Origin of the sequence: Bacillus sp. BF2-3 (genome assembly GCF_008368795.1) — a bacterium.
In the GTDB taxonomy this organism is placed as follows: Bacteria; Bacillota; Bacilli; order Bacillales; family Bacillaceae_G; genus Bacillus_A; species Bacillus_A cereus.
The window spans coordinates 25297-48649 of record NZ_QOSA01000028.1 but is presented as its reverse complement, the minus strand read 5'-3'; the positions used below and the strand labels follow the sequence as shown (position 1 = coordinate 48649).

Here is a 23353-nt window from a genome sequence, read left to right as displayed (position 1 = left end):
AACATACAAATAATTATATCTAGAAAATAATTAGAATTAAAAAACCCCTGAAGTACATATGCTTCAGGGGTTTACTAATAGAATATAAGATTATGCTTTTGTCATACCAAGTAATACAGCGCCGCCGATAATTAAAACACTACCTAGTGCAATAAAGATCAATTGACGTTTTGTTTTCTTTTCACCTAAGAATACAATCGCACCGAATGTTGAGATAACGATTCCAGTTTGAGATAATGGGAAGCTTGTTGCTACTCCAACACGTGGTAATGAAAGAAGTAAGAATAAGTTTCCAGTTCCCCATAGTAAACCAGACAAAGCATTACGGATTGCATATTTGTTAAATGGTTTATGTTTAGACGTCAGTACAACCGCACCAACAAACATACCAACTGCTTGTGGTAAAATAGCAGACCAACCATCGATATTATACCAACGAATAATAATTACATATACAAGATAGCCGAAAGTAGAAACAATTAAAGTAAGAAGTCCTTTTTTCAATTGTCCAGGTGGCTGAGCATTTTCTTTATCATCTAATGATGTGAATACAACACCAACTACGATTAATAGGATTGCAATCGTTCCCAGAATGATCGTTGTAGTAGTAGTCCACTCACGGAAAGCGATAACCCCAAAGATAGAAGTTGCAACAAGTTGCATACCAGTAGAAATCGTTACAGTAGTTGAAACACCTAGTTTTTCAACTGTTTTTAATTGGTTTACTTGTCCTAAAGCCCAGAATAAACCTGAAATAAAACCAACAATTAAGATTGTCATTGTTAAAGCTGGTTGAGTAAATACATACATAATTGTTGCGAAGAATAGAGCACCGATTGTCATACCTACCGTTTGGCTATATGCACCACCGCCCATTTTTACGCTTACTAATAAGATGTTTCCCCATGCAATTGCAGGAAGAAGCGCTAATAAAATGTCCATTACAAGACTCCCTTCGGTTTGCTATACCAATATAGTTACATATCGTTCTAACGATCGGTAATGCCCCACTAATAGAGTAGAAGATTACCGATCGCTAAAACAGGATGAAGAATTCACGATATAAATGCGTTTTCATTTCTTCATTTTTTGAAACACCTCCATATAATAACAGGAAATTGCCTATTTTAGAAAGTGAATTCAAATAAAATGTATATTTTAATAAGAGGTAAAATTCAGTTATTTCCCGGTGGTATATTTTATTTCCTAAGAAATAAAGAAGCAGCTTCGAAAAAAGCTGCTTTAAGAGTTAGTAATTCTTTTATTAATAAGTTGAATACATAGTAGAAATACGAGTGACATACCGATAGTAATAACTACAAGTGTCCATGCGAGTTGCATATTACTTGCATCAATAGCCATGTAAATTGCAGTTGGGATTGTCTGTGTTTTACCAGGAATGTTCCCGGCAAACATAAGTGTAGCGCCAAATTCACCGAGCGCGCGGACAAAGCTCAAAATCATCCCGCTTAGTAAGGCAGGAAATGCGAGCGGAAGTGTAACGTGCAGAAAAACTTGATATTCACTTGCGCCAAGGTCACGAGCACTTTCTTCAATTTGTACATTTGCGATAGAAAATCCCGTTTTCGCTGATTGGTACATAAGCGGAAATGCAACAACTGTAGAAGCAATGATCGCAGCAGTAGATGTGAACATAATAGACTGCTGAAATAATGATTCAACCCACTTTCCGATCGGGCTGTTGTTTCCAAAGATGATAATGAGAAAGAAGCCGATAACAGTTGGTGGAAGTACCATTGGTAATAAAAATATGGTTTCTAATAGTACTTTATATCGCCATGAGGAGCGAGCTAGTGCTCGCCCGACAATTGTCCCTAAAATTGTAACGAGAATAGTGGCGCATGCAGCTACTCTTAAAGATAGAAAGACAGGCGATAAAATAGCATCAATGCTCATAGTAATTAAGACAGGACTGTAAATCCATATTTTTTAAAGATAGATTGTGCATCTTTTGACTGCAAATACTCATAAAATGAAGTCGCCTCTTTCTTATGTTTAGATTCCTTTATAACACCTAAAGGATAGTGGATTGGCTCATGAGAAGTAGCTGCTGCTGTCTCACCAATCTTTACTTTATCCGAAATGAGAGCCTCTGTTTTGTATACGATACCAGCATCGACATTCCCTGTTTCTACATATGTTAACACTTGGCGAACATCTTTTGTAAATACGACTTTATTTTGAACATCATTCCAAAGGTTTTCGTGTGTTAGAGAAGCCTTTGCATATTTGCCAGCAGGTACAGATTCAGGTGTACCAAGTGCAATTTTTTTTATTTTTTCATCTTTTAAATCTTGAATTTTTGTAAGAGAACTATCTTTTGGGACGACTAGAACGAGTTCGTTTCCAAGGAGATTTTTCCCCTCTTTTTCATTAATGAATCCTTTTTTTACAAGGGTTTGGAATTTATCTTCTGCTGCTGAGAAGAATAAATCAGCAGGTGCACCTTGTTCAATTTGTTGTTGAAGTGCTCCAGAAGCACCGAAGTTAAAAGAAAGTTTGATATTTGGCTCTTTTTCTTTATATTGTTTTTCGATTTCTTTTAATGCATCTTGTAAGCTTGCAGCAGCTGAGATAGTCAGTTCAACTGTTTTATCCTCTTTAGCAGCTGACTTTGTATGCTTTTCCCCACTTGTACAAGCAGCGCTAAATATAAGAAGGAAAGAAAGTATAAGTGCCCCGATGGAACGTAATATAAATTTATTCATAAAAAAATCCCCTTTCATTTTGACACATCTAATTATAACTAAATATAACTAAATATAACTAGTTATAATTGAATATAATTTGAACATATGTCTATTTTTAAAAAATAGGAGAAATATTCTTTTCTTTGTTACAATGAAAGGAGAAAGTGAGGAATCGTCTATGGATCATCATTCCTACACAACGGAAGAAGTAGCAAAGCGATTAAAAGTATCAAAATTAACTGTATACGACTTAATTAAAAAAGGAGAACTTCCTTCTTATAGAGTTGGTAGACAGATGCGCATTGATGCAGCAGATTTAGATCAATATATAAAGCAAATGAAAACAGGGAAAGTACAAGTTAATCCTGTGAAAAACGATGGTAGTAGTATCTTGAACACGTGTATTATTAGTGGTCAAGAACTAACGTTAGATATGTTAGCTAAACGTATAGAAAATCGTTTGCCAAGTTCTAATGTTTTAAGAGCGTATCAAGGTAGCTTAACGAGTTTAGTGAAAATGTATCAAGGAGAAGGAAGTATCGTTAGTTTGCATTTGTTTGATGGTGAAACGGGTACATATAATATTCCTTACGTAAAACGTATTTTAGTAGGACAGCCATGTCTTATGATTAATTTATTGTCCAGAAATGTAGGGTTTTATGTTCAAAAAGGAAATCCGAAGAAAATAAAGACATGGGCTGACATATCCGGTTCCACTATAAAGTTTGTGAATCGAGAAAAGGGTTCTGGTATTAGAGTGTTAGTGGATGAACAATTACGAATCCGAAAATTAAATAAAGCTGATATTAGTGGATATGAATGGGAAGAATCGAATCATCTTGGTGTTGCCACGCAAGTTGCAAATGGAAAAGCTGATGTAGGAGTAGGTTCAGAAAAGTTTTCGCAAATTGTAAATGTGGACTTTATTCCAATCATGAAAGAACAGTATGATTTAGTAATTTTGAAGAATAAAGAAAATGAAGAGCTGATTGAAGTTGTGAAAGACATTCTGCAATCGGAAGAATTTCATAATGAATTAAATGCGATTGGCGGATATGATATTACGAAAACAGGTCAAATTGTATATGAAATAAAGTGAAACTTTAATCAGTGTGGGGGTTCTTCATCCCCCACTGATTATTAGTTGAACCAATCGGACTTTAATGGGCAGCCCGACCCCCACCTAACTTCTTTGCTTTCGCAGAATTTTGAGGAGGGGGTCTTACTGCCCATTAAAGCGGGACAAACTAAAAAGCTGCTTGTCTATAAGACGAGCAGCTTTTTCTATATATAAAGGGGTTTGGGGAAACAAAGTGTTAAATAAGACCTTGAGCAAGTGTATAAATGAAAGCCGTAAGAAGAGTAGCTCCACTTGCAAGTCCGATAAAGTCTGATTTGTTGAAAGTAATGTTGTTCATTATAATCTCTCCTTATTTGTTTAATGTAGTTGCAACAGCTTTTGCATCGACAAGTGCGGATAGCACCATGCCCATTGTATTTAAAAATTTATTTGATTTCATATTGTTCATCATGCGTATCCGCTCCTTTTCGAATAGTTGTTGCCCTGCTTATGTCTTAATTATAGGGAATATGGATACTTCCAACTATCGAATTAGCTTACGAAAGACTTACACTTTTGTAAGAAAAAAAGACATTCATGTAAGAATGTCTTTCACAGCATATTGATATGATGATGGTCTTCAATTGTTTTTAAAAAACTACGCATTGAATTCGTCATATAGCTATCTTTACGGCGTATGAAAACCGTTGAAATACTGCCGTATTTTTCAGGGATTGCATGACAATGTACCTTACCTGCTTTAGAAAGATGATGGACAGCAGACTGTGGTACGAGTGTAATTCCGAGACCGAGTGCAACACTGTTTAATATTGTCTCTAATATATTGAATTCCATAATTCTTTTTGGTAGCAAACCTTCGTCTTTAAGCCAACGTTCTAGTTTGGAGCGGTATCCACATCCTTGGTTAAAAACGAGTAGAGGCGTTGTTGTAAATTCTTCTATATGAAAGGCTTTATTTTGTGTTATAAGCATTAATTTCTCTGTACTAACATCGTATTGTTCGATTAGTGGATGTTTAATAGGACCTGATATAAAGGCGCCATCTAATTGATGATCAAGTACTTCTCTAATTAATTCTTCTGTTAGACCCGCTTGTAATGATAAATCGACATTCGGATAGCTTTTATAGTAAGAAGATAAAATGGTAGGCAGTGTACTTACTGTTTCGACTGTACCGATTTTTAATATACCAGAAGGTGTTTCGCTATCTAAAAATACTTGTTTTAGTTCGTCGACATCTTGCAAAATTTTACTAACATAAACGAGCATTTTTCTTCCTTCAGCTGTTAAAGTCATTCCTCGTTTATGGCGGTAAAAGAGTGGGGTTTTTAATTCGTTTTCTAGTTGTTTAATACGTGCAGTTACATTTGATTGTACATAATTTAATTCCTTTGCTGCGCTACTTACACTACCCTGATCGGCAACGCTTTTAAAGATTTGTAAGTCTCTTAATTCCATTTTGTAATCCCCCTTGATGTTAACTATCATTATAAATGATAGTTAACATCATTTTGAATCATTTTACGTGATATATTTTTTCTTTTACAATTCTCTTTGTGCAAATAGAAAGAAACGGGGGATTGCGGTGAGAAGAGGTCAAATGATAATAGGGGCTTTGGCGTGTTTAATTGCGAGTATGTCATGGGGAGCGATGTTTCCAGTTGCTGATCATGCGCTAGAATACATAGATCCATTTTATTTTTCGCTTATTCGCTATGGAGCAGTGGCGATAATGCTGATTGTATTGTTGTTAGTGAAAGAAGGAAAACAGGCATTTTGTTTAGAGGGAAGAGGAAAGTTACTCGTCTTTTTTGGAACGATGGCATTTACAGTATATAATGTCCTCATATTTTTAGGGCAAATGTTAATGGGTAAGTCGGGTGTAATGGTAGCTTCCATTATGGAAGCACTTATGCCGATGATTTCTATTTGTATTTTATGGGGATATAAGCATATAAAACCGAAGAAGTATATGATAACGAGTATGGTTATTGCTTTTGTAGGAGCTGTGTTTGTTATTACAAAAGGTGACATGAGTTTCTTTGTAACATTGAAAGATAATATGTTCCCATTAGCATTTATATTTATTGGTGTTGTAGGGTGGGTTATTTATACGATGGGTGGTCAAACTTGTAGTGATTGGTCAACGTTACGTTATTCTACGTTGACGTGTGTATTCGGTACGACTGTTACAGGAATTATAACGGTAATTATTACGTCGCTTGGATATATTTCAGTTCCGAGTATGGGAACGATTTCTATTGTGAAATATGATTTGTTATTCATGATGACATTGCCAGGTATTGTAGCGCTACTTGCTTGGAACTATGGTGTGAAAATTTTATCATCCATTAATGGGATTTTATTTATTAATTTTGTACCAATTACGACTTTAGCTATTATGATGATGCAAGGGTATCAAATCACAATGTTTGATATTATAGGGACTGTACTTGTTATTGCAGCGCTTATTCGCAATAACGTTTGTCAGAGAAAAGAAGAAAATATAAATAAGAGAGTTTTACAAGAAGAACAATTACGTCAAGCTGTTTAATAGGCAAATGGAGGATTTCACATGTTAGAAAGTTTATTGTTTTTCTTCGCCGTCGGAGTTGCCTGTGAGCTTGCAGCAATTAATCGAAATGGTCGTAAAAAGATAAAACAACAAGCTGAGCTAATACAGCTTTTAAAAGAATTGAAAGAAAGAAAAAATTAAAAAGACGACCGGGCATAGACGGTCGTCTTTTTCTATATAAAGGGGAAAGGGGACACAAAGTTATACAAGCGTAGCAGCGTAAATGAAAGCAGTAAGAAGAAGAGAGCCGCTAGCTAATCCTAAAAAATCTAATTTGTTAAAAGTAATGTTATTCATAATACATTCTCCTTACTTGTTTAATGCAGAAGCAACAGCTTTTGCATCGAAAAGAGCCGATAATACCATGCCCATTGTATTTAAGAAATTGTTCGTTTTCATTTTGTTCATCATATTGATCCACTCCTTTTCGAATAATTGTTGCCCTGTTTCTGACTTAATTGTATGAAATATAGTAAGAAGTAACTATCGAATTAGCTTACAAGAAAATTACACTTTTGTAAGAATTGAAATTTAACAATTCATCCTTAATTTTATTACCAACTCCTAAAACTTAGTGTTATAATTGTTATAAGAATATGATTATACTTCGGATGTTTAGAAAGGAACGAAATAAATGTATAAACCAATTACATTTTTGTTGAAATATATATTTAAAACAGCTGGGAAAGTAGAAGTACAAGGAAGAGAAAAGCTACCAGAAGGTGGACCCTATGTTGTTGCATGTACACATACAAGTTTTATGGATGTATTAATGTTAGCTACAGGGATGTATCCAACTCAAATTCATTACATGGCCAAAAAAGAATTATTTGAAGGGAAATTCAAAAATTGGTTCTTTAAAAATGTAAATGCATTCCCTGTAGATCGTGCGAATCCAGGACCAAGTACACTTAAAATTCCATCACGTTTATTAAAAGAAGGAAAGGTAGTAGGGATTTTTCCGAGTGGAACAAGATCAGCGGAAGATGTTTCATTAAAAGCGGGTGCTGTGACAATTGCGATGCGTTCCAATGTTCCGTTAGTACCAGCAGCTTATGTTGGTCCATCAAGTGTAAAAGAATTAATAAAGGGGAAAAAGGCACAATTGATTTTTGGAGATCCAATTCAAATTGAGGCTGGAGAACAAATAGATCGAAAAACCGCTATGAAAATGATGACAGATCAATTAAATGAGAAGTTTGAGGAGTTAAAAGAAGCTTTGCAATCAAATCAAAAATAAGAAAAGACGACCGGGCATAGACGGTCGTCTTTTCTATTACTATTTATAATAAAGGGGAAAGGGGACACAAAGTTATACAAGCGTAGCGGCGTAAATAAAAGCAGTAAGAAGAATCGAGCCACTAGCTAGTCCTAAAAAATCTAATTTGTTAAAAGTGATGTTATTCATAATACATTCTCCTTACTTGTTTAATGTAGAAGCAACAGCTTTTGCGTCGATAAGAGCGAAAAATACCATGCCCATTGTATGTAAGAAATTGTTCGTTTTCATTTTGTTCATCATATTAATCCGCTCCTTTTCGAATAGTTGTTACCTTGTTTCTGACTTAATTGTATGAAATATTGCGGAAAGTCACTATCGAATTAGCTTACAGAAAAATTACACTTTTGTAAGAGAAACGAATGAAGGTGTAATGATAAGAAGATTTGACATATGTTCATGAGATTCATTAAGTTAAAGGTAGAGGTGAGTGTATGGCTAATATTAAAGATATTGCAAAGATGGCGGGAGTTTCAGTTACGACTGTTTCGAGAGTGTTGAATGATCACCCATATGTAAGTGAAGAAAAAAGAAAAGCGGTTATAGAGATAGTTGAGAAATTGAATTACTCGCAAAACGCAAATGCTGTTCATTTATCAAAAGGAAAAACGAATATTGTTGGTGTGATTTTACCGTATATTAATCATCCGTGTTTTGATGCGATGGTGAGCGGAATGATGGAGACTGCGTTAGCGCATAATTACAGGGTGCTACTTTGCCAAACGAATTATAATAAAAAAGAAGAAATGAAAAGTTTACATATGTTAAAAACAAAACAATTGGATGGTCTTATTATTTGTTCACGTGCAAATGATTGGGAAACGATAGAACCGTATGCTTCTTACGGCGCAATAATTGCTTGTGAAGACAATGATATTTCAAACATCTCAAGTGTATATACGAATCATTCAGCGGCCTTTCAATTAGGAATGGATTATTTGATTGAGAAAGGTTATAAAAAAATTGGTTATTGTACGGGAAGAAAATTAGGGCCGAGTAGTCAAAAGCGTTTTGATGTTTATAAACAGCAATTGCAATCTATAGACGAAGAGGTTAATGAAGAATGGATTTTTACAGAATGTTTTACACTAGAAGATGGTGTAAAAGTGGCTCATAAGTTAAAAGAGATGCAGGATCTTCCTGAAGCATTAATAGTAGCAGGTGATGAAGTTGCGATTGGGGTTATGACAGAGGTTGAAAAATTAGGGATTCAAGTTCCTGAGGATTTAGCGATTATTGGCTTTGATAATCAACCTATCTCGCAAGTGTTACAATTGACAACTATTGATCAAAATTTAAAGGAGATAGGGAAAACTGCTTTTGAAATGTTGCATAGAAAAGTGAATGACGAGAGTTCTGAACAAGAAAAGCTGGAAATTCCATACGAACTTGTGGAACGCTCTACAGTTTAATCGTAATCCGTTATGTGTATAATCGCATAACGGATTATTTTTTTGAAATATCTTTGACAGGAAACGCGTTTCATACTTTATAAAGGAGTTAAACCGGTCTGTAATAATCCATGGATTCTTTTCAAGTGTTAATGCAGTGAATAGAATTTGGAGGAATATGCATGAATGAACTTTTATCGAGTATGAAAAAGTATGTAGATGATGATGAAAAGATTCTGGCTTTTGTGGTAGGGATATTTGAGAAGGATAATTTTATATTATCGTATCAACATGGGGTTTTTGTTGCCACTACTAGACGTCTCCTTTTTTACGGGAAATTTCCGTACTATTCTTCAACATTTAAAGAGTATTCATATTTGTATATAGATAGCATAGATTTTCATCCGTATTTTGAATTTACTTGTAGTCATGAAACCATTCGCGCTAAGTATATTCAGAAAGGGAATGTGGAGCGATTTGTCCGTGCAGTTAGAGCAAATATGAATAATTAATCAACCCTCTGTTTAAACATAATATTTCAATTTTTAAGAGGGAAAATGCGGAATAAAAACCACTTCTAAACCTCTAGGAGATAGTGATACAATGTCAAATGGGGGGAGGGTATGAACTATGGTTAATCAACGTATAAAGGAAATAACACTAATTACAATTGGTTCATTATTATTCGCAATTGGTATTAATTACTTTGCAATTCCAAACCGTTTATCGGAAGGTGGAATTATTGGTTTAACGGTTGTTACGTACTACTTATTTGATTGGTCACCAGGAATTGTGAACTTTGCTATAAATGCAATTTTACTAGCTGTTGGTTATAAATTTTTTGATAAGAAAACAATGATTTATACAATTTTAGGGATTGTAGAAACATCTTTGTTTTTATACGTTACAGAACATATTGAGTATCATGTAAATAGTGATACATTATTAGCAGCTTTATTTGCTGGTTTATTTGTGGGAATTGGATTAGGTTGTATGTTCAAAGCCGGAGGTACATCGGGAGGATCAGCAATCTTAGCTCAGTTAGCAAATCAATATTTAGGTTGGAGTGTAGGTAAAGGCGTACTAATTATTGATATTGTTGTAATTGCTGGTTCTGTATTTATAATAGGGCAAGAAAAGGCGATGTATACACTTGTGGCTGTGTTCATTGGAGCGAAGGTGATTGATTTCATTGTAGAAGGAATGGACACAAAAACGGCTGTTACGATTATTTCGAATCAACCAGATTTAATTCGTGAAGCTATTACGAAAAATATGACACGCGGTGTTACTGTATTAGAAGGGCGCGGCGGATATACTGGTAAAAATAAAGAAGTTTTATATGTTGTTATTAATAAACAAGAGCTTGTTAAGTTAAAACAAGTTATTAGCCGGGTAGATGAAGATGCTTTCGTTGTTATACATGATGTACGTGATGTACTTGGCGGTGGCTTTAAAGCAAGCTAAAAGGTGAACGAGCAAATTCGTTCACCTTTTTTAATTCTTACAAAAATGTAAGTGTAATGTAATGAGATTCAATAGTAGATTTTATTCCCCCTTTTTAAAATGGATGTATATATATCCTGCAGAGGAGGAATGTTTATTATGAAGAAAAAAATGATCACTACTATAATAGCGATGATAGTGATAATAGTAATGTTACTGCCTACGAAACTTGGACCAGTTATCGATAAATATAATCCATTTTATAAGACGAAAGAATACTATACGGTTGTGAATACAATTGGTCAGCATATTGGTGATGAGTGGTATGAATATGAATTTATTGCATTCGATGAACGTGGTAGAGAGCAGAAAATAAAGAAAACGGTTAAGCATATGTTAAAGAGAGATGAAGCATTAAAGGTTTTTGCAAAAGGACGTTACGGTGAATCGATTGAAGAGATTGAGGTTGCAAATATTCCTATAAATGCGAAGAGCAAACTTTTAACGATGAGATAGTGAAATATACCCCCGGCTATTTTTTGTCGAAAATAAAAATACTGGGTAAGGGTATTTTTGAGATTAACAAAAAAGCCTTAGTCCATATAGACTAAGGCTTTTTTATTATATAAAGGGGAAGGGGGTACATTGTAGTAGCATGGGTGAAAGGTATAAGAAGAGTAGCTACTAGCAATGTAATTTGGTTATGTGAGTGTTCTTCTTATTTGGCTTACTTTCTAACTTTATTGTACGAAATATAAGTAAGGGGAACTATCGAATTACATTACACATAACTTACAAACATGTAAGCCTTCTGTAATGTAATTCGATAGTTAAAAGATAGTAATTTTCATATAGTGTAACTAGAAAGTCTCAATGTATTACTTTCTGTTTGTAATGAAGAATGAAAAACCAACTAATTTTTAATAATCCTCATCTGAATAAAGATGGGGATCCTTTTTTAAACCTTACAACATTGTAAGGTTTACGTAAGTTAATTCGATAGTAAATTTGTCATATTTTTTGCATAATAGATACAGATAGAAAAATAATTAGGGATCTAGTAAGAAGGGAGAAAAATGGGATGCGTAAAGAAGAAGTAGTGAAGTTACCAATTAAAGATTTCTGTAGCTACTTTACTGTTGCCGTAGTGTGTATTGGATTATTTGATATCATAACAAACTTAATTGTTAAATAATATAGATGCTAAAACAAGAAAGGAACTCCTTTCTTGTTTTTTTATGGGGGCATAAAGATGAAATGGATTGATAGTCATATACATGTTGATCAATATAAGGATGAAGAGAAGAGCAGATTACTAAAAGAGGTGGAAAATAGTAAGGAAATAAAGGGGCTTATTGCGGTATCTATGAATTATCAATCTTGTAAGGAAACGTTATCTTTAGCGAAGAAGTATCCCTTTATATATCCAGCGATAGGGTTTCATCCAGAGCAACAGATTCATAAAGAAGAGTGTGAACAGATTTATCAACTTATTGAACAGAACGCAGAGGAAATTGTTGCGATTGGTGAAGTAGGTTTGCCCTATTATTTGAGAAAAGAAGATGAAAGAATTGCTGCAGATCCATACATAGCTGTATTGAAAAAATTTATAGAACTAGCTAGTAAGTATAATTTGCCGATTGTATTACACGCAGTTTATGAAGATGCTGACATTGTATGTGATTTGCTAGAGAAATATAAAGTTTCACGTGCACACTTCCATTGGTTTAAAGGAAGCGATGAAACAATGAAACGGATGATGAAAAATGGTTATTATATTTCGATTACACCGGATGTTTTACATAAGGAGAAGATTAGAAAAATCGTTTCGTATTATCCGCTTGAATATATGATGGTAGAAACAGATGGTCCGTGGGAATTTCAAGAAGATGTTATAACGCACCCAAGAATGATTCGAGAGGTATTAAAGGAAATTAGTTCTATAAAAAACATATCCATTGATAAGGTCGCAGAAACAATATATGAAAATACAAGTCGATTTTATTTGAAAGGATAGGAGAATTATAGTTTTAATCATGTAACGGAAAAAGTAAAAGTTGAATTTATTTAATAAAATGCCATGGTTTGATATAGGACAAAAAACCACCAAGCGTTCCGCTCGGTGGTTTTGTATTAGGATTCTAATTTTTTCGCACGTTTTAATAATAAAAGAAAGACAATGATAACGAATCCTAGCATAAGGAAGAAGCCATATTGCTTTATATAATCAATTATGTCATTCGCACTGGTTGGTTTTTCAACGTGAATGCCGTCTTTATTCGTCGTAATATGAATATCTTTCATTTTTACTTCATTCTTTTCCTTTTGTAAATCAATCCATTCTATATTTGGAATACTTTCTAGATCCTTTAACACTTCTTTTAATGGTTTCGCACCTAAGTAAGGATGATAGAATGCACCAATAACTCCATCGGATAATTTAGAAACAGATAGAGCACGCTCTTTCATTTTAGCAGTAGTTTGTGGCGTATCTTCTTCAATAAATCCGACTGTTTCAGGCAATAGTTTCATTCCATGTAAAAATGATGGAGTACTTGTATAATATGGTGAGTGCATGGATTTCCAAGTTGTATCATTTAACTGTAGTTGTCCTACATAAGTTGAAAAGTACCTTGATAATATTTCATATCCTTTTTGAGACATCGTGTAATGAGGTGCTTCAAAGGCAACAGGATATAGTTTAGCATCTACAAGTTCTTGAATTCCTTTTTCGATATGATCTTTCGTATATTTTTCCTCGAATTCTTCCCCTTTTTTTACATATTGGTTATATGCCTCTATATTTGGAAAGTCATCTTTTGTCTTCGGTTTTTCATGCTTCGGTTGGCGAATTGGTTGATCTGTTTTTATATCCCAAAATTCAAAGCCTTCACCTGTTTCACTGTCATAAAATTGGTGAGTATAACCATGCATAATAATTGCTGCACCATCATCTTGCATAGAGCGTAAAAGATCAACTAGTTCTGGTTTATCTTTTAAATGTATTATCTTTCCTGTATCTGGATCTTTATATACTGGAATAACAGTAATCATGTAAGGCATCTTTTTCTCTTTTAGTAATTCAGCAATTTCTTTCAATTGATTTATATCTGCTGCGGGGTGAACATCCTCAAGGCGTAAATAAGCTTCAACTTTATTTTTCGTTGGTTTTTGGCTGAAATAAGAAAATAACATTTCACCGACGTAATGAGACATCCAGTCAAAGAGGTTAGGTGTTGCAACATAATAAGATGTTTCATGCTGAACGATTAGTGGGTTAGTGTTATTTGAGCTTAAGGCGTTAGCAAGCACAGTTCCATTCGTATCAAATGATTGAATTAATCGTTCCTCCTCTAAGGTATTTTTTAGCTTCTTGTCTGGATATTCAATTTTATTAACTCGTATATCATCACTATTCAAAGTAATGAAAGAAAAACGCTTAGATAATTGTTCAACATTTTGTCCTAATACTAATACAGGGCCGGAGAAGTTTTCTAGAAATTGTTTCGTTTCATCAGAAAACGCTTCTTTTGTTTCACCGATATAAACAATATGTGTATAGGAGGATACGTTATTAATTGAAGTTGCTTCTTTTAAGTTTTTTACGGTTATATCATTTGTAAAATGTCCTAATTGAGTATTAAGGATTTGGACATTATTTGAAAATTTATCGTCTTGTGTACTATACAAAACAAGTACTTTTGGTTTTGGTGATGTTTGTGCAGAGGTGTAGGTAGGGATGAGTAGTAAAATGCTGAACAAGAGTGTTAGGCATTTTTTCATTTTGTATGCTCCTATTCTATATATAGAGTTCAGTTTACAATTATATACAATAAATGCGTTATAGTCTATGAAAGTTACATTTTTGTACGTATTTACCAGCTGTTTTTTCACAAAATCGGTCTAAAGCATGATGATAATATGTATAGTTATTTGCTATGATAAAAGAGTAATAGAATGTAGGTAATTGTAAAGGGAAGGCTGAAAGGGGACAAATTTCAGCGGAGAAAGAGGTAGAGGTAGTGAAGAAATTCTTTGTAGGATTTTTAGTTGTTCTTGGAGTATATTTATATTTCCAAGGAAAGTCTGAAGGAATGGATAAGCTAGTGAATGGAACAAGCTATGTTGATTCAGAAGAAGCAAAACAGATGAAACAAATCATTATAGAGGAAGCGAAGAAAGTAAATCTTCCAGAATGGATACCTCTTGCAATTGCCGAGCATGAAAGTCGATTAAATCCAAGAAGTGTTGGAGATAATGGAACTTCATTCGGATTGTTTCAACTACACCGCGGCGGCGGGCTTGCACCAGAGCATTTAACTGATGATGAGCTGAAAGATCCACGTACAAATGCGCAAATTGCAATGCCACATTTAATGAAAGGATATAAGCGTGGGGTGCAAAAAGGTTTGACTGATTTTGCATTACTGAAATATATAGCGAATACATCTGGATGGCCAGGGAATTTAGGGCCAGAGTGGACGGATAATAACATGAAGTATAACATCGGATTAGAAGATGTGTACTATCGAAATAAAGGTGTAATTAAAGAGTAGGTTTTCTATACCTACTCTGTTTTTTTATGAATAATTTCATCCTTTTCTTTCGTGAAATACTGCGTGAGTTGTATTTTCACCTCTTCTAGTTTTGTAGAAACTTGCGGTATTTTATATCCTACATACAATGGTGAAACGACAAATCTAGGTACAACTTTACAAATGATTTTTCCATTTAAGTAATAGAAGAATAAGTTATAACTACTGCATCCTTTATGGAAATCTGTCAGTATGTAACGTACAGTTTGCTGAATGTAATTTGCCATTTCATCTATATATGAAATGTTATCAATGATTATATTGAATTCAGTGAAGCCAATAATGGGACGCTCTGAAATATTAAGCTCAATGCATTCATTTTTTTGAACAATTAACCCTTGGAAATTTTCTTCTTCAATATTTTCAAGATAATCTACATATTTCATTCCGATAATTTGCATGTGTGCATGATGCAAACTTCCACCTGAAAATGGACCGTGATTTTTATATAAAATCACAGATGCGAACTCCTTGTTCTTCTGTAAGTGTAACCAATGTTGAATAGAAAATTGCATTAATTTTCTCATATGTTCTTCTGTATATGTTGCGATATGATCTTCGCAATTATCGGTTTCGATTAACACTGTTTGAAATGTATCTTGTAATGTAGGAAATTTATTTTTTAACCAAATAATAGAACCATCAGTTGCTAAAATATCCGTTAATTGTTCTTTATCGCAAAATGGACATGCAGCGCTTCTATTCCGAATACTTTCTGGTTTTTGTTTACCGATATCGTTTAAAAAATATAGTTGTTGTGTATCCATTTGTATATATGCCCCTTTAAAATATGTGTAAAAATCCCGCTTAATACATTCGGGAAAAGGAGAAGGAAATCCTCTAAAGGAATAGGGGAAAAATAAAAGACAAGATATCCTCATTACGATAGGGTACCTTGTCTTTTATTTTTTCTCTAATAGTGTGTATGGATAATATAGAACATTTTCATTATTTTTCTTTTTTCTCTTTTTTATTGTGTATAAGGTAATTGCTGTGCTTGCAATTATAATAATGGCTTTCTTCATATTCATATACCCCTTTTTATTGTTGGTTTAATTCTTGGCTAACTGCTTTTGCATCGACTAAAGCGTGTAAAATCATTTTCACCATGTTCATCATATTTCTTCACTCCTTTTTATAGTTCATTTAGTTCTTTTACAACTGCTTGTCCGTTCACTAATACCTCAAAGATTGCTTTTACGATTTCTTTCATCATGTTTGTTGCCTCCTTTTGTTTGTCTCGCTTGTTTACATCTTTATTGTATAGGGAGGCATCTTTTCGTACTATCGCTTTCCATTACGTGAACATAACAGTTTTGTAAGATTTGATGTCACTTATTGAAATGTTTAGTCTATCTTCATTATTTTCAGAAAAATGACTATTCAAACATGAAATTGGAAAGTATAATAAAGAAGTAAGTATTAAATTCCGTACGAAAGGGGTGAATGAGATGAAACGTTCTTTAGCTGCGCGTGCCAAATTTTTAGATTTTATTTATTTTTGTCGTGCGATTTTTCATGATGTAGTTGTTAACGGGATACGTATGCCCTTTTTTAACAATTGCATAGTGACTATTGAACGATAGAAATCTCTTCACCCATTTTTAATAAACGTGTGAAAAGGGAGCTATTTGGCTTCCTTTTTCTATGCCGAAAACCATGGGGAATGTTTCTTTCTCATGGTTTTTTATATTGAAAGGAGTACGGAAAATGACTATTTGTAGTGTAAATAATGTAATGAAATCTTTTGGTGGAAACATCATATTTGAAAATATATCGCTTGAAATAAAGAATGGTGAACGTGTTGGGTTAGTTGGTCGTAACGGTAGTGGGAAGACAACAATCTTTGGACTTCTAACGGGAAAGGAGAGTTTGGATGCAGGAGCCATCCATATGAAGAAAGGTACACGTATTGGTCATGTCGCACAAATTCCGAAGTTTGATGAGGTTATGACTGTATATGATGTATTGAGTTCTGCTTTTAAAGTAGAAAAGGAATTAGAAAAAGAAATGCATGCTTTAGAAAAAAATATGGTGGTGGAACAGGAACAATCTGCTTTGGAAAAGCTAATGGAGAGGTACGGAGTCATTCAAGAAAAATTTGCATTTCTCGGTGGTTATGAAATCGAGGCAAATATAATGAAGGTAGCAAATGGCTTACAAGTGACAGACTTATTTTCAAGAGTATTTACGGAATTAAGTGGAGGAGAACAGACGAAAGTAAGCCTTGCATATATGCTATTGCAGAAACCAGATTTACTTCTATTAGATGAACCAACAAATCATTTAGATTTATTTGCAGTTGAATGGTTAGAGCAATTTTTAAAAGAATACACTGGAACAGTTATAGTTATTTCACATGATCGCTATTTCCTTGATGAAGTTGTAACGAAAATTTTTGATTTGGAAGATGGAGAGATTCACGTGTACCATACGAATTATTCTCAGTTCGTTGAGGAGAAGGAAGAAAGATTACTTCAAGAGTTTCAAGCTTATCAGGAGCAACAAAAGAAAATAAAGAAAATGAAAGAAGCAATTAAGCGTCTACGTGAATGGGCAAATCAAGCGAACCCTCCGAATGAAGGATTGCATAAAAGAGCGAGAAATATGGAACGTGCGTTAGAACGTATAGAGAAATTAAAGAGGCCAATTTTAGAACGAAAACAGATGGGTCTTCAGTTTGAAGGGCAAGAGAGAAGCGGGAAAGATGTTGTTGTAATGAAAGAAGTGAGTAAAGGTTTTGCTGGACGACCTTTATTTGAACAAGCGAATTTACATGTTCGTTTTCAAGAGCGTGCGGCTATCGTTGGTCGTAATGGTACAGGAAAGACTACATTATTAAAACTACTATTAGAAGAAATAAATCCAGACGTTGGTGAAATTCGAATTGGTAGTAGTGTCAAAATTGGTTATTTATCACAGCATACGTATGGAAATGTGAAGAGTAATGTATTGGAAGCGTTTAGAGAGTATGTAGCTGTAACAGAAGGAGAAGCAAGACATATATTGGCTAAGTTTTTATTTTATGGTCCAGCAGTATTTAAGAAAGTAACGCAACTGAGCGGTGGAGAAAAAATGAGGTTAAGACTTGCGCAACTTATGTATCAAGACATCAATTTTCTAATTTTAGATGAGCCGACAAACCATCTTGATATTGAATCAAGGGAAGTTTTAGAGGAAGCCCTTGAGCAATATAATGGAACAATCCTAGCTGTTTCACATGATCGTTATTTTTTAAATAAGTTATTTGAAAAGACGTACTGGATTGATGAATGTAAATTATTTGAGTTTGCAGGAAACTATGCATGGGCTCGTCAAAAATGGGAAGAAAAGCTTGAGAAGCAAGTAATAAAGCAAAAACGCCAAGGGAGAAAGAGTGTTGAAATGGTTCCAGTAAAAGAGAAAAAAGCTAGGAATCTTGAAGAGATTGAAAATGAGTTAATGCATGTAGAAGAAGATATATATGCAATAGAATGTGAAATGGAACATGTAGCTGATGTTGAAAGACTTGAAAAATTATATGAGGAAAAAACGATGAAAGAGTTGTTACGAGCGAAGTTATATAGTGAGTTAGAGAATATTGTGGAGTAAAGAGTAGAAAGCCACTTCCTTTCAGTTTTGTTGGAGGAAGTGGCTTTTTCATAATGATATTTTGCTTTAAAGATTAAATGAAACGATGTGTTTCACGTGAAACAGTAACTTAGATAAATCCGTGTTCCTCAATTTGCATAGCTTGTGAAGCGTATGAAATGATAAGGTGAAAAATAAATGTCATTAGTGGCTTTTCAATAGGAGTAATCACAAAAACAAAGGCTAATTATTTCCCGAGAGATAAAGTGAGGGCTTTTACGGGCAGCCCGACCCCGACCTAACTTCTTTTGCTTTCGCTGAATTTTGAGGTGGGGTTCTTACTGCCCGGCAAATAGCGGGATAAATATGTATAAAAGAGACTAGTGAATGAAAACGAAAAGAGAGCAAAGTTACAGCTTTACGCGCTGAACCCTGCTCTCTTTTTGCGTGGCATCTTCTCTCGTTGAAATTATAATAGCGATCCCGAGCATGATAAAAAAAGCTAAAAAGAGGACGAACTTTGGGAAGAACGGGAATAGTAATAGCGCTCCGACTATCATAATTGTTAATAATACGTAGTGCAGGACGTATTGGAATAGGTTGTCCATATTTTCGCCCCCTTTTTGGTAATTGGTTATTAGTATTCTATGTTTCATGTTGAAGGAATAGAAGTAGATTTTTAAGTTTTTTAATACGAATTATAGCTGAGTTTTCTTAAAGTATAAATGTAGAGTGATAATTTTGGAAAAATTCTCAAAATATTTATTTAGAAAGAATTGACAAAACATAATGAACGATATAAGCTAATAACCATAAAGTCTACCGGAAAGGTCGGAATAAGATTGTTACCCCTCAAAAACGTCTATTTTTTTACGATTAAAACCGACTTTTCCGATTGGCTATAAATGTTGCTGTGGGAGGCATACATAAGGTAATTCGTTCAGAGGGTATAATCATAAAAAGTTAGGGTGGGGACAATGAAGAAAAAGACAAAAAAATGGGCTGGTGTATTTTCGGTATTAATGAGTAGTTCGCTTGTGTTGTCTGCTTGTGGGGGACAGGAGGACGCGGCTTCTACAGAGCCGGTTAAACAGCAGGATTTAAAAAATGTGAAAATTGAAAAGATCGCTGCGACAGATAAAACGAAAGTGCCAGACAAAGCGAAGAATAGAAAAGATACGTTAGTAGTTGGTATTAGTAAGCCAGGCGGCGTATTTTTGCCATACTTCCAACAAAATGGTTGGGATGGAAACGTAACTTCAGTTATTTTTGCATCTCTCGTATCAACCGATAAACAAGGGAAACCAATTCCAGAATTAGCTGAGAAGTGGGACGTTTCTTCTGATCAGTTAACATATACATTCCATTTACGTAAAGATTTGAAATTTAGTGATGGATCGCCATTAACGGCGGATGATGTAGCTTTCACATTGACGCTTTTACATGATAAGGCATATGAAGGTGAAGTAGATATCTCTCAATATGCGGTTAAAGGTGGTAAAGAATATAAGGAAGGAAAAGCAACTTCAATTGAAGGTATTCAAGTTGTTGATCCACAAACAATTAAAATTACAACTGAAAAAGTGAATTCACAAGCTATATTTGTTTTAGGAGGTACAGTACTATCAAAAGCTTATTATGGAAAAGATTATAAGCAAAATACAAGCTTAGATTACTTAAAAGATTTATATGGAAAGCCATTAGCTGCGGGTCCATATAAATTTGAAAAGTATATTCCAGGTCAAGAAGTTCGTTTTGTAGCAAACGAAAATTATTATGCGGGTAAACCAAAAATTCAAAACTTCATTTATAAAATTACTTCTGGTGATACGAAGCTTCAGTTATTCCAAACAGGAGAAGTTGACCATACTGGCTTAGGTACTGGTGATGAGGTTCTTGAACAGGCTAAGGCTTTAGAATTCGCCAATATCCAAATCGAAACAGCACCGTCATTTAGTTATATTTATATGAATAATAATAAGCCTTACTTAAAGGATAAAAAGGTTCGCCAAGCACTTATTTACGGATTAGACCGCAAAAAATATGTTGATACAGCGTTAAAAGGATACGGTACAGTAGCCAATGTACCAATTCATCCAACTTCTTGGGCTTATACGGAAGAAGGAGTTAATAAATACGAATACGATAAAGAAAAAGCGAAAAAATTATTAGATGAAGCAGGGTGGAAAGTTGGTTCGGATGGAATTCGTGAAAAAGATGGTCAAAAATTAAAACTTTCTTATTTCGGTCCAAGTTCGGCTAAAGATAGTGATTTATTAATTCCGATTGCGAAAGAGAATTATAAAGAAATAGGTGTAGAGTTTAATCCTGAATTTATGGACTTTAATACGATGCTTTCTAAGGTAAACAAAGGGGATTATGATTTAGCTTCTGTTTCGACACCGATTACAAGTGATCCGAGTGAAACAGCTGGTGAATATTTGTCTACTGCAAATGAAACTAGTCTTGGTTATAAGAATGCAAAAGTAGATGAGCTAATTCAAAAAGGTATTGAAACTGTAGATATCGAAAAGCGTAAACCTATTTATAAAGAATTGTATAAAGAATTAAGTGATGATCCACCAGTAATTCTATTAAACTACCGTAGAACAATTACTGGTTATAACGGGAATATAAAAGGAATTGATCCTGAAAAGTACAACAGTATTAGTGCAAACTTACCAGTATTATCATTTGAAAAATAACGATAAGAATGTATAAGTAGAAGACATTTTTTCATTCGGTTAGTAATGTGCCGCTTTGAAAAAATGTTCTTCTATTTTAAGCATAAGATTGGAGAGAAAAAGGGTGAAAACATATATTGTTCGTAGGTTGTTACAAATGATTCCTACACTGCTTGGTACATCAATTATTATCTTCGTCCTGTTCGCACTTCTTCCTGGGGATTATATTGATTCAAACCCGAAAATTACACCGGAAAGAGCAGCTGAACTGAGGGAGTTATATGGGTTGAACAAACCAATTGTTGAGCGTTATTTTCATTGGTTAGGTAATGCATTGCAAGGGGACTTTGGCTTCTCACTTCAATATCAAGAGCCTGTAACGTCATTATTAAATAAATTTATTTGGAATTCCTTTAGTGTAGCAATTATTGCATTGTTTTTTATTTGGCTAATTGCACTTATTATCGGTGTATTCTCGGCGACGAAGCAACATTCTTTATTCGATAAACTTGTAACAATCGGTGTTTTTGCAGCAATGTCATTCCCTTCATTCTTTATCGGTTTGTTTTTAATTAAGGTGTTTGCGGTTGACTTTAAGTTATTACCGATAGGTGGAATGATTGATGTTGGCAGTAATTCAACAGGATTTGCTTACGTGATAGAAGTTGCAAAACATATGATTTTACCAGTATTTATTTTGACACTTCTTGGGGTCGGCTCGCTAACTCGTTATTTTAGAACAAGTATGTTAGAGGTTGTAAGACAAGATTACATACGAACAGCAAGAGCGAAAGGTTTGAAGGAGAAGACGGTTATTTATAAGCATGCATTAAAAAATGCAATTTTACCGGCAATTACGTTATTAGCATTTGAATTACCTGGATTGTTTTCTGGGGCAATTATTATTGAACAAATTTTTAACTGGCCAGGGATTGGTAATATTCAATTAGAAGCATTAAATTTCCGTGACTATACAGTATTGATGGCATTTACGATGTTTCTTTCTTGTTTAACAATCGTTTCAAACTTTTTAGCAGATATCGTATATGCAGTTGTTGATCCAAGAATTCGGTTGAAGTAAGGGGGGAAAGAAATGGAGACTGTTACAGTAATTACAGAAAAAAAAGAAAAAAAGAGAAGAAATGAATCATCACCATGGCGACAAGCTTTTAAAAAGATAAAGAAAAATAAGATGGCACTTGTAGGGTTTTATGCATTAATTTTTATGTTTTTATTTTGTTTTATCGGTCCGTTCTTTTCTCCATATGCATCAGGAAAAATACAAGTTGCGCTCATTAACAAACCACCTAGTTTTTCTCATTGGCTTGGTACAGATCAATTAGGAAGAGATATTTTAACAAGGCTTATGCAAGCGGGACGTATTTCATTAACCATTGGTTTAGCTTCAATGGTTTTATCGGTTATACTTGGAGCTTTATTAGGAGCGATTGCAGGTTTTTATCGTGGTATTGTGGACAATATTATTATGCGACTTGCAGATATTTTAATGTCGATGCCAGGATTACCGTTACTTATTATAATGGGTGCGATTTTATCAGAGTGGAAAGTACCGTCTGATTATCGTTTGTATGTCATTATGATTATTTTAAGTTTAGTAGGTTGGCCAGGGCTTGCACGCCTTGTAAGAGGGCAAATTTTATCACTTAGGGAGCAAGCATTTATGCAAGCTGCGGATGTGTTAGGAATAAAAGATTACCGGAAAATTATATATCACTTAATACCTAATGTTTTACCCATTTTAATTGTCGTATCTACATTAGGTGTTGCAGGTTCTATTTTGGGAGAATCCGCACTAAGTTACTTAGGTCTCGGAGTCGTTCCACCTACACCATCATGGGGGAACATGATTAGCGCAGCTAACTCATTAATCGATTTCCAAAAGCGTCCATGGTTATGGATTCCGCCTGGTTTTGCAATCTTTATAACAGTTGTATCAATTAATTTACTTGGTGATGCACTTCGTGATGCATTAGATCCAAAGATGAGACGGTAGGTGAGGA

The 23353-nt window shown here is 34.3% G+C and carries 26 protein-coding genes; 15 read left to right on the top strand and 11 right to left on the bottom strand.

The window, feature by feature from the left end; translation table 11 throughout:
- Nucleotides 1–90 precede the first annotated feature (90 nt).
- The 3 genes from DN401_RS21055 to modA all read right to left on the bottom strand — a co-directional run bounded on the left by DN401_RS21055 (nt 91) and on the right by modA (nt 2729).
- A complete protein-coding gene (locus DN401_RS21055) occupies nt 91–942 on the bottom strand; it encodes a GRP family sugar transporter (protein WP_000353544.1) in 852 nt (283 codons plus the stop codon).
- 300 nt (nt 943–1242) lie between these two features.
- Nucleotides 1243–1917 carry a molybdate ABC transporter permease subunit gene (gene modB / locus DN401_RS21050; RefSeq protein WP_000020526.1) on the bottom strand — a complete coding sequence of 225 codons (675 nt, stop codon included), beginning with the start codon at nt 1915–1917 and terminating at the stop codon, nt 1243–1245.
- Nucleotides 1918–1922: 5 nt separating this feature from the next.
- Nucleotides 1923–2729 (bottom strand): molybdate ABC transporter substrate-binding protein, encoded by an 807-nt coding sequence (modA, locus tag DN401_RS21045; protein ID WP_149287914.1) that lies wholly within the window; start codon nt 2727–2729, stop codon nt 1923–1925.
- Between the two features lie 160 nt (nt 2730–2889).
- Here modA and DN401_RS21040 point away from each other — a divergent pair, with 160 nt between their 5' ends.
- Nucleotides 2890–3810, top strand: coding sequence for a substrate-binding domain-containing protein (locus DN401_RS21040; protein ID WP_002180310.1), 921 nt, complete (start codon nt 2890–2892; stop codon nt 3808–3810).
- Nucleotides 3811–4027: 217 nt separating this feature from the next.
- Here the strand turns inward: DN401_RS21040 and DN401_RS21035 are convergent, their stop codons facing one another.
- On the bottom strand, nt 4028–4129 hold the full coding sequence (locus tag DN401_RS21035; RefSeq protein WP_001060017.1) for a DUF3948 family protein: 102 nt from the start codon (nt 4127–4129) through the stop codon (nt 4028–4030).
- Between the two features lie 254 nt (nt 4130–4383).
- A complete protein-coding gene (locus DN401_RS21030; RefSeq protein ID WP_000423031.1) occupies nt 4384–5250 on the bottom strand; it encodes a LysR family transcriptional regulator in 867 nt (288 codons plus the stop codon).
- Between the two features lie 127 nt (nt 5251–5377).
- Here DN401_RS21030 and DN401_RS21025 point away from each other — a divergent pair, with 127 nt between their 5' ends.
- Together DN401_RS21025 and DN401_RS21020 are read left to right on the top strand one after the other, a co-directional pair.
- Nucleotides 5378–6346, top strand: coding sequence for a DMT family transporter (locus tag DN401_RS21025; protein ID WP_002182372.1), 969 nt, complete (start codon nt 5378–5380; stop codon nt 6344–6346).
- 21 nt (nt 6347–6367) lie between these two features.
- On the top strand, nt 6368–6508 hold the full coding sequence (locus DN401_RS21020; RefSeq protein ID WP_000894065.1) for a YrzO family protein: 141 nt from the start codon (nt 6368–6370) through the stop codon (nt 6506–6508).
- A 60-nt stretch (nt 6509–6568) separates the two neighbouring features.
- Here DN401_RS21020 and DN401_RS21015 read toward each other — a convergent pair whose 3' ends face one another.
- Entirely contained in the window at nt 6569–6664 is a 96-nt protein-coding gene (locus tag DN401_RS21015; RefSeq protein WP_001060007.1) for a DUF3948 family protein, read from the bottom strand.
- Between the two features lie 337 nt (nt 6665–7001).
- Between DN401_RS21015 and DN401_RS21010 the strand changes: the two genes are divergently transcribed.
- Complete coding sequence (locus DN401_RS21010) at nt 7002–7607, top strand: lysophospholipid acyltransferase family protein (protein WP_000277778.1); 606 nt, start codon at nt 7002–7004, stop codon at nt 7605–7607.
- Nucleotides 7608–7679: 72 nt separating this feature from the next.
- Here the strand turns inward: DN401_RS21010 and DN401_RS21005 are convergent, their stop codons facing one another.
- Nucleotides 7680–7775 carry a DUF3948 family protein gene (locus tag DN401_RS21005; RefSeq protein ID WP_001059999.1) on the bottom strand — a complete coding sequence of 32 codons (96 nt, stop codon included), beginning with the start codon at nt 7773–7775 and terminating at the stop codon, nt 7680–7682.
- Nucleotides 7776–8080: 305 nt separating this feature from the next.
- Between DN401_RS21005 and DN401_RS21000 the strand changes: the two genes are divergently transcribed.
- The 5 genes from DN401_RS21000 to DN401_RS20980 all read left to right on the top strand — a co-directional run bounded on the left by DN401_RS21000 (nt 8081) and on the right by DN401_RS20980 (nt 12500).
- Nucleotides 8081–9058, top strand: a complete 978-nt coding sequence (locus DN401_RS21000) for a LacI family DNA-binding transcriptional regulator (RefSeq protein WP_001273903.1) — start codon at nt 8081–8083, stop codon at nt 9056–9058.
- A 161-nt stretch (nt 9059–9219) separates the two neighbouring features.
- Complete coding sequence (locus tag DN401_RS20995) at nt 9220–9549, top strand: PH domain-containing protein (protein WP_001004246.1); 330 nt, start codon at nt 9220–9222, stop codon at nt 9547–9549.
- Nucleotides 9550–9667: 118 nt separating this feature from the next.
- Nucleotides 9668–10504 (top strand): YitT family protein, encoded by an 837-nt coding sequence (locus tag DN401_RS20990; RefSeq protein WP_000248045.1) that lies wholly within the window; start codon nt 9668–9670, stop codon nt 10502–10504.
- Nucleotides 10505–10642: 138 nt separating this feature from the next.
- Nucleotides 10643–10999 carry a YxeA family protein gene (locus DN401_RS20985; RefSeq protein WP_000728416.1) on the top strand — a complete coding sequence of 119 codons (357 nt, stop codon included), beginning with the start codon at nt 10643–10645 and terminating at the stop codon, nt 10997–10999.
- Nucleotides 11000–11735: 736 nt separating this feature from the next.
- Nucleotides 11736–12500: a TatD family hydrolase gene (locus tag DN401_RS20980; protein ID WP_000871100.1), complete on the top strand. Its 765-nt coding sequence runs from the start codon at nt 11736–11738 to the stop codon at nt 12498–12500.
- Between the two features lie 116 nt (nt 12501–12616).
- Here the strand turns inward: DN401_RS20980 and DN401_RS20975 are convergent, their stop codons facing one another.
- The gene (locus DN401_RS20975; protein ID WP_000710595.1) at nt 12617–14266 is read right to left on the bottom strand and encodes a DUF2334 domain-containing protein; all 1650 of its coding nucleotides are present in this window, start codon (nt 14264–14266) and stop codon (nt 12617–12619) included.
- A gap of 239 nt (nt 14267–14505) precedes the next feature.
- Between DN401_RS20975 and DN401_RS20970 the strand changes: the two genes are divergently transcribed.
- Nucleotides 14506–15039: a transglycosylase SLT domain-containing protein gene (locus tag DN401_RS20970; RefSeq protein ID WP_000713249.1), complete on the top strand. Its 534-nt coding sequence runs from the start codon at nt 14506–14508 to the stop codon at nt 15037–15039.
- A gap of 11 nt (nt 15040–15050) precedes the next feature.
- On the opposite strand, the gene DN401_RS20965 is transcribed toward DN401_RS20970, so the two are convergent.
- Together DN401_RS20965 and DN401_RS20960 are read right to left on the bottom strand one after the other, a co-directional pair.
- Nucleotides 15051–15845 (bottom strand): DUF4931 domain-containing protein, encoded by a 795-nt coding sequence (locus tag DN401_RS20965; protein ID WP_000381026.1) that lies wholly within the window; start codon nt 15843–15845, stop codon nt 15051–15053.
- Nucleotides 15846–15980: 135 nt separating this feature from the next.
- Nucleotides 15981–16109, bottom strand: a complete 129-nt coding sequence (locus DN401_RS20960) for a hypothetical protein (protein WP_002023099.1) — start codon at nt 16107–16109, stop codon at nt 15981–15983.
- 420 nt (nt 16110–16529) lie between these two features.
- On the opposite strand from DN401_RS20960, the gene DN401_RS30265 reads away from it, so the two are divergent.
- Together DN401_RS30265 and abc-f are read left to right on the top strand one after the other, a co-directional pair.
- Nucleotides 16530–16664: an RAxF-45 family protein gene (locus tag DN401_RS30265; protein ID WP_000830643.1), complete on the top strand. Its 135-nt coding sequence runs from the start codon at nt 16530–16532 to the stop codon at nt 16662–16664.
- Between the two features lie 73 nt (nt 16665–16737).
- On the top strand, nt 16738–18669 hold the full coding sequence (abc-f, locus tag DN401_RS20955; RefSeq protein WP_127064216.1) for a ribosomal protection-like ABC-F family protein: 1932 nt from the start codon (nt 16738–16740) through the stop codon (nt 18667–18669).
- Nucleotides 18670–19058: 389 nt separating this feature from the next.
- On the opposite strand, the gene DN401_RS20945 is transcribed toward abc-f, so the two are convergent.
- Nucleotides 19059–19256: a hypothetical protein gene (locus DN401_RS20945; RefSeq protein WP_000369254.1), complete on the bottom strand. Its 198-nt coding sequence runs from the start codon at nt 19254–19256 to the stop codon at nt 19059–19061.
- Nucleotides 19257–19625: 369 nt separating this feature from the next.
- Here DN401_RS20945 and DN401_RS20940 point away from each other — a divergent pair, with 369 nt between their 5' ends.
- The 3 genes from DN401_RS20940 (at nt 19626) to opp4C (ending at nt 23346) form a co-directional block, all read left to right on the top strand.
- A complete protein-coding gene (locus DN401_RS20940) occupies nt 19626–21353 on the top strand; it encodes an ABC transporter substrate-binding protein (protein WP_000730692.1) in 1728 nt (575 codons plus the stop codon).
- Nucleotides 21354–21456: 103 nt separating this feature from the next.
- On the top strand, nt 21457–22413 hold the full coding sequence (locus tag DN401_RS20935; protein WP_000860748.1) for an ABC transporter permease: 957 nt from the start codon (nt 21457–21459) through the stop codon (nt 22411–22413).
- Between the two features lie 12 nt (nt 22414–22425).
- Nucleotides 22426–23346, top strand: coding sequence for an oligopeptide ABC transporter permease (gene opp4C / locus DN401_RS20930; RefSeq protein WP_000451077.1), 921 nt, complete (start codon nt 22426–22428; stop codon nt 23344–23346).
- The last annotated feature ends 7 nt before the right edge of the window (nt 23347–23353 follow it).

Bases quoted from the DNA above. Each gene is read 5' to 3' on its own strand.
- DN401_RS21055 (WP_000353544.1), bottom strand. From the start codon at position 942: ATGGACATTTTATTAGCGCTTCTTCCTGCAATTGCATGGGGAAACATC.
- modB (WP_000020526.1), bottom strand. From the start codon at position 1,917: ATGAGCATTGATGCTATTTTATCGCCTGTCTTTCTATCTTTAAGAGTA.
- modA (WP_149287914.1), bottom strand. From the start codon at position 2,729: ATGAATAAATTTATATTACGTTCCATCGGGGCACTTATACTTTCTTTC.
- DN401_RS21040 (WP_002180310.1), top strand. From the start codon at position 2,890: ATGGATCATCATTCCTACACAACGGAAGAAGTAGCAAAGCGATTAAAA.
- DN401_RS21035 (WP_001060017.1), bottom strand. From the start codon at position 4,129: ATGAACAACATTACTTTCAACAAATCAGACTTTATCGGACTTGCAAGT.
- DN401_RS21030 (WP_000423031.1), bottom strand. From the start codon at position 5,250: ATGGAATTAAGAGACTTACAAATCTTTAAAAGCGTTGCCGATCAGGGT.
- DN401_RS21020 (WP_000894065.1), top strand. From the start codon at position 6,368: ATGTTAGAAAGTTTATTGTTTTTCTTCGCCGTCGGAGTTGCCTGTGAG.
- DN401_RS21015 (WP_001060007.1), bottom strand. From the start codon at position 6,664: ATGAATAACATTACTTTTAACAAATTAGATTTTTTAGGATTAGCTAGC.
- DN401_RS21010 (WP_000277778.1), top strand. From the start codon at position 7,002: ATGTATAAACCAATTACATTTTTGTTGAAATATATATTTAAAACAGCT.
- DN401_RS21005 (WP_001059999.1), bottom strand. From the start codon at position 7,775: ATGAATAACATCACTTTTAACAAATTAGATTTTTTAGGACTAGCTAGT.
- DN401_RS21000 (WP_001273903.1), top strand. From the start codon at position 8,081: ATGGCTAATATTAAAGATATTGCAAAGATGGCGGGAGTTTCAGTTACG.
- DN401_RS20995 (WP_001004246.1), top strand. From the start codon at position 9,220: ATGAATGAACTTTTATCGAGTATGAAAAAGTATGTAGATGATGATGAA.
- DN401_RS20990 (WP_000248045.1), top strand. From the start codon at position 9,668: ATGGTTAATCAACGTATAAAGGAAATAACACTAATTACAATTGGTTCA.
- DN401_RS20985 (WP_000728416.1), top strand. From the start codon at position 10,643: ATGAAGAAAAAAATGATCACTACTATAATAGCGATGATAGTGATAATA.
- DN401_RS20980 (WP_000871100.1), top strand. From the start codon at position 11,736: ATGAAATGGATTGATAGTCATATACATGTTGATCAATATAAGGATGAA.
- DN401_RS20975 (WP_000710595.1), bottom strand. From the start codon at position 14,266: ATGAAAAAATGCCTAACACTCTTGTTCAGCATTTTACTACTCATCCCT.
- DN401_RS20965 (WP_000381026.1), bottom strand. From the start codon at position 15,845: ATGGATACACAACAACTATATTTTTTAAACGATATCGGTAAACAAAAA.
- DN401_RS20960 (WP_002023099.1), bottom strand. From the start codon at position 16,109: ATGAATATGAAGAAAGCCATTATTATAATTGCAAGCACAGCAATTACC.
- DN401_RS30265 (WP_000830643.1), top strand. From the start codon at position 16,530: ATGAAACGTTCTTTAGCTGCGCGTGCCAAATTTTTAGATTTTATTTAT.
- abc-f (WP_127064216.1), top strand. From the start codon at position 16,738: ATGGGGAATGTTTCTTTCTCATGGTTTTTTATATTGAAAGGAGTACGG.
- DN401_RS20945 (WP_000369254.1), bottom strand. From the start codon at position 19,256: ATGGACAACCTATTCCAATACGTCCTGCACTACGTATTATTAACAATT.
- DN401_RS20940 (WP_000730692.1), top strand. From the start codon at position 19,626: ATGAAGAAAAAGACAAAAAAATGGGCTGGTGTATTTTCGGTATTAATG.
- opp4C (WP_000451077.1), top strand. From the start codon at position 22,426: ATGGAGACTGTTACAGTAATTACAGAAAAAAAAGAAAAAAAGAGAAGA.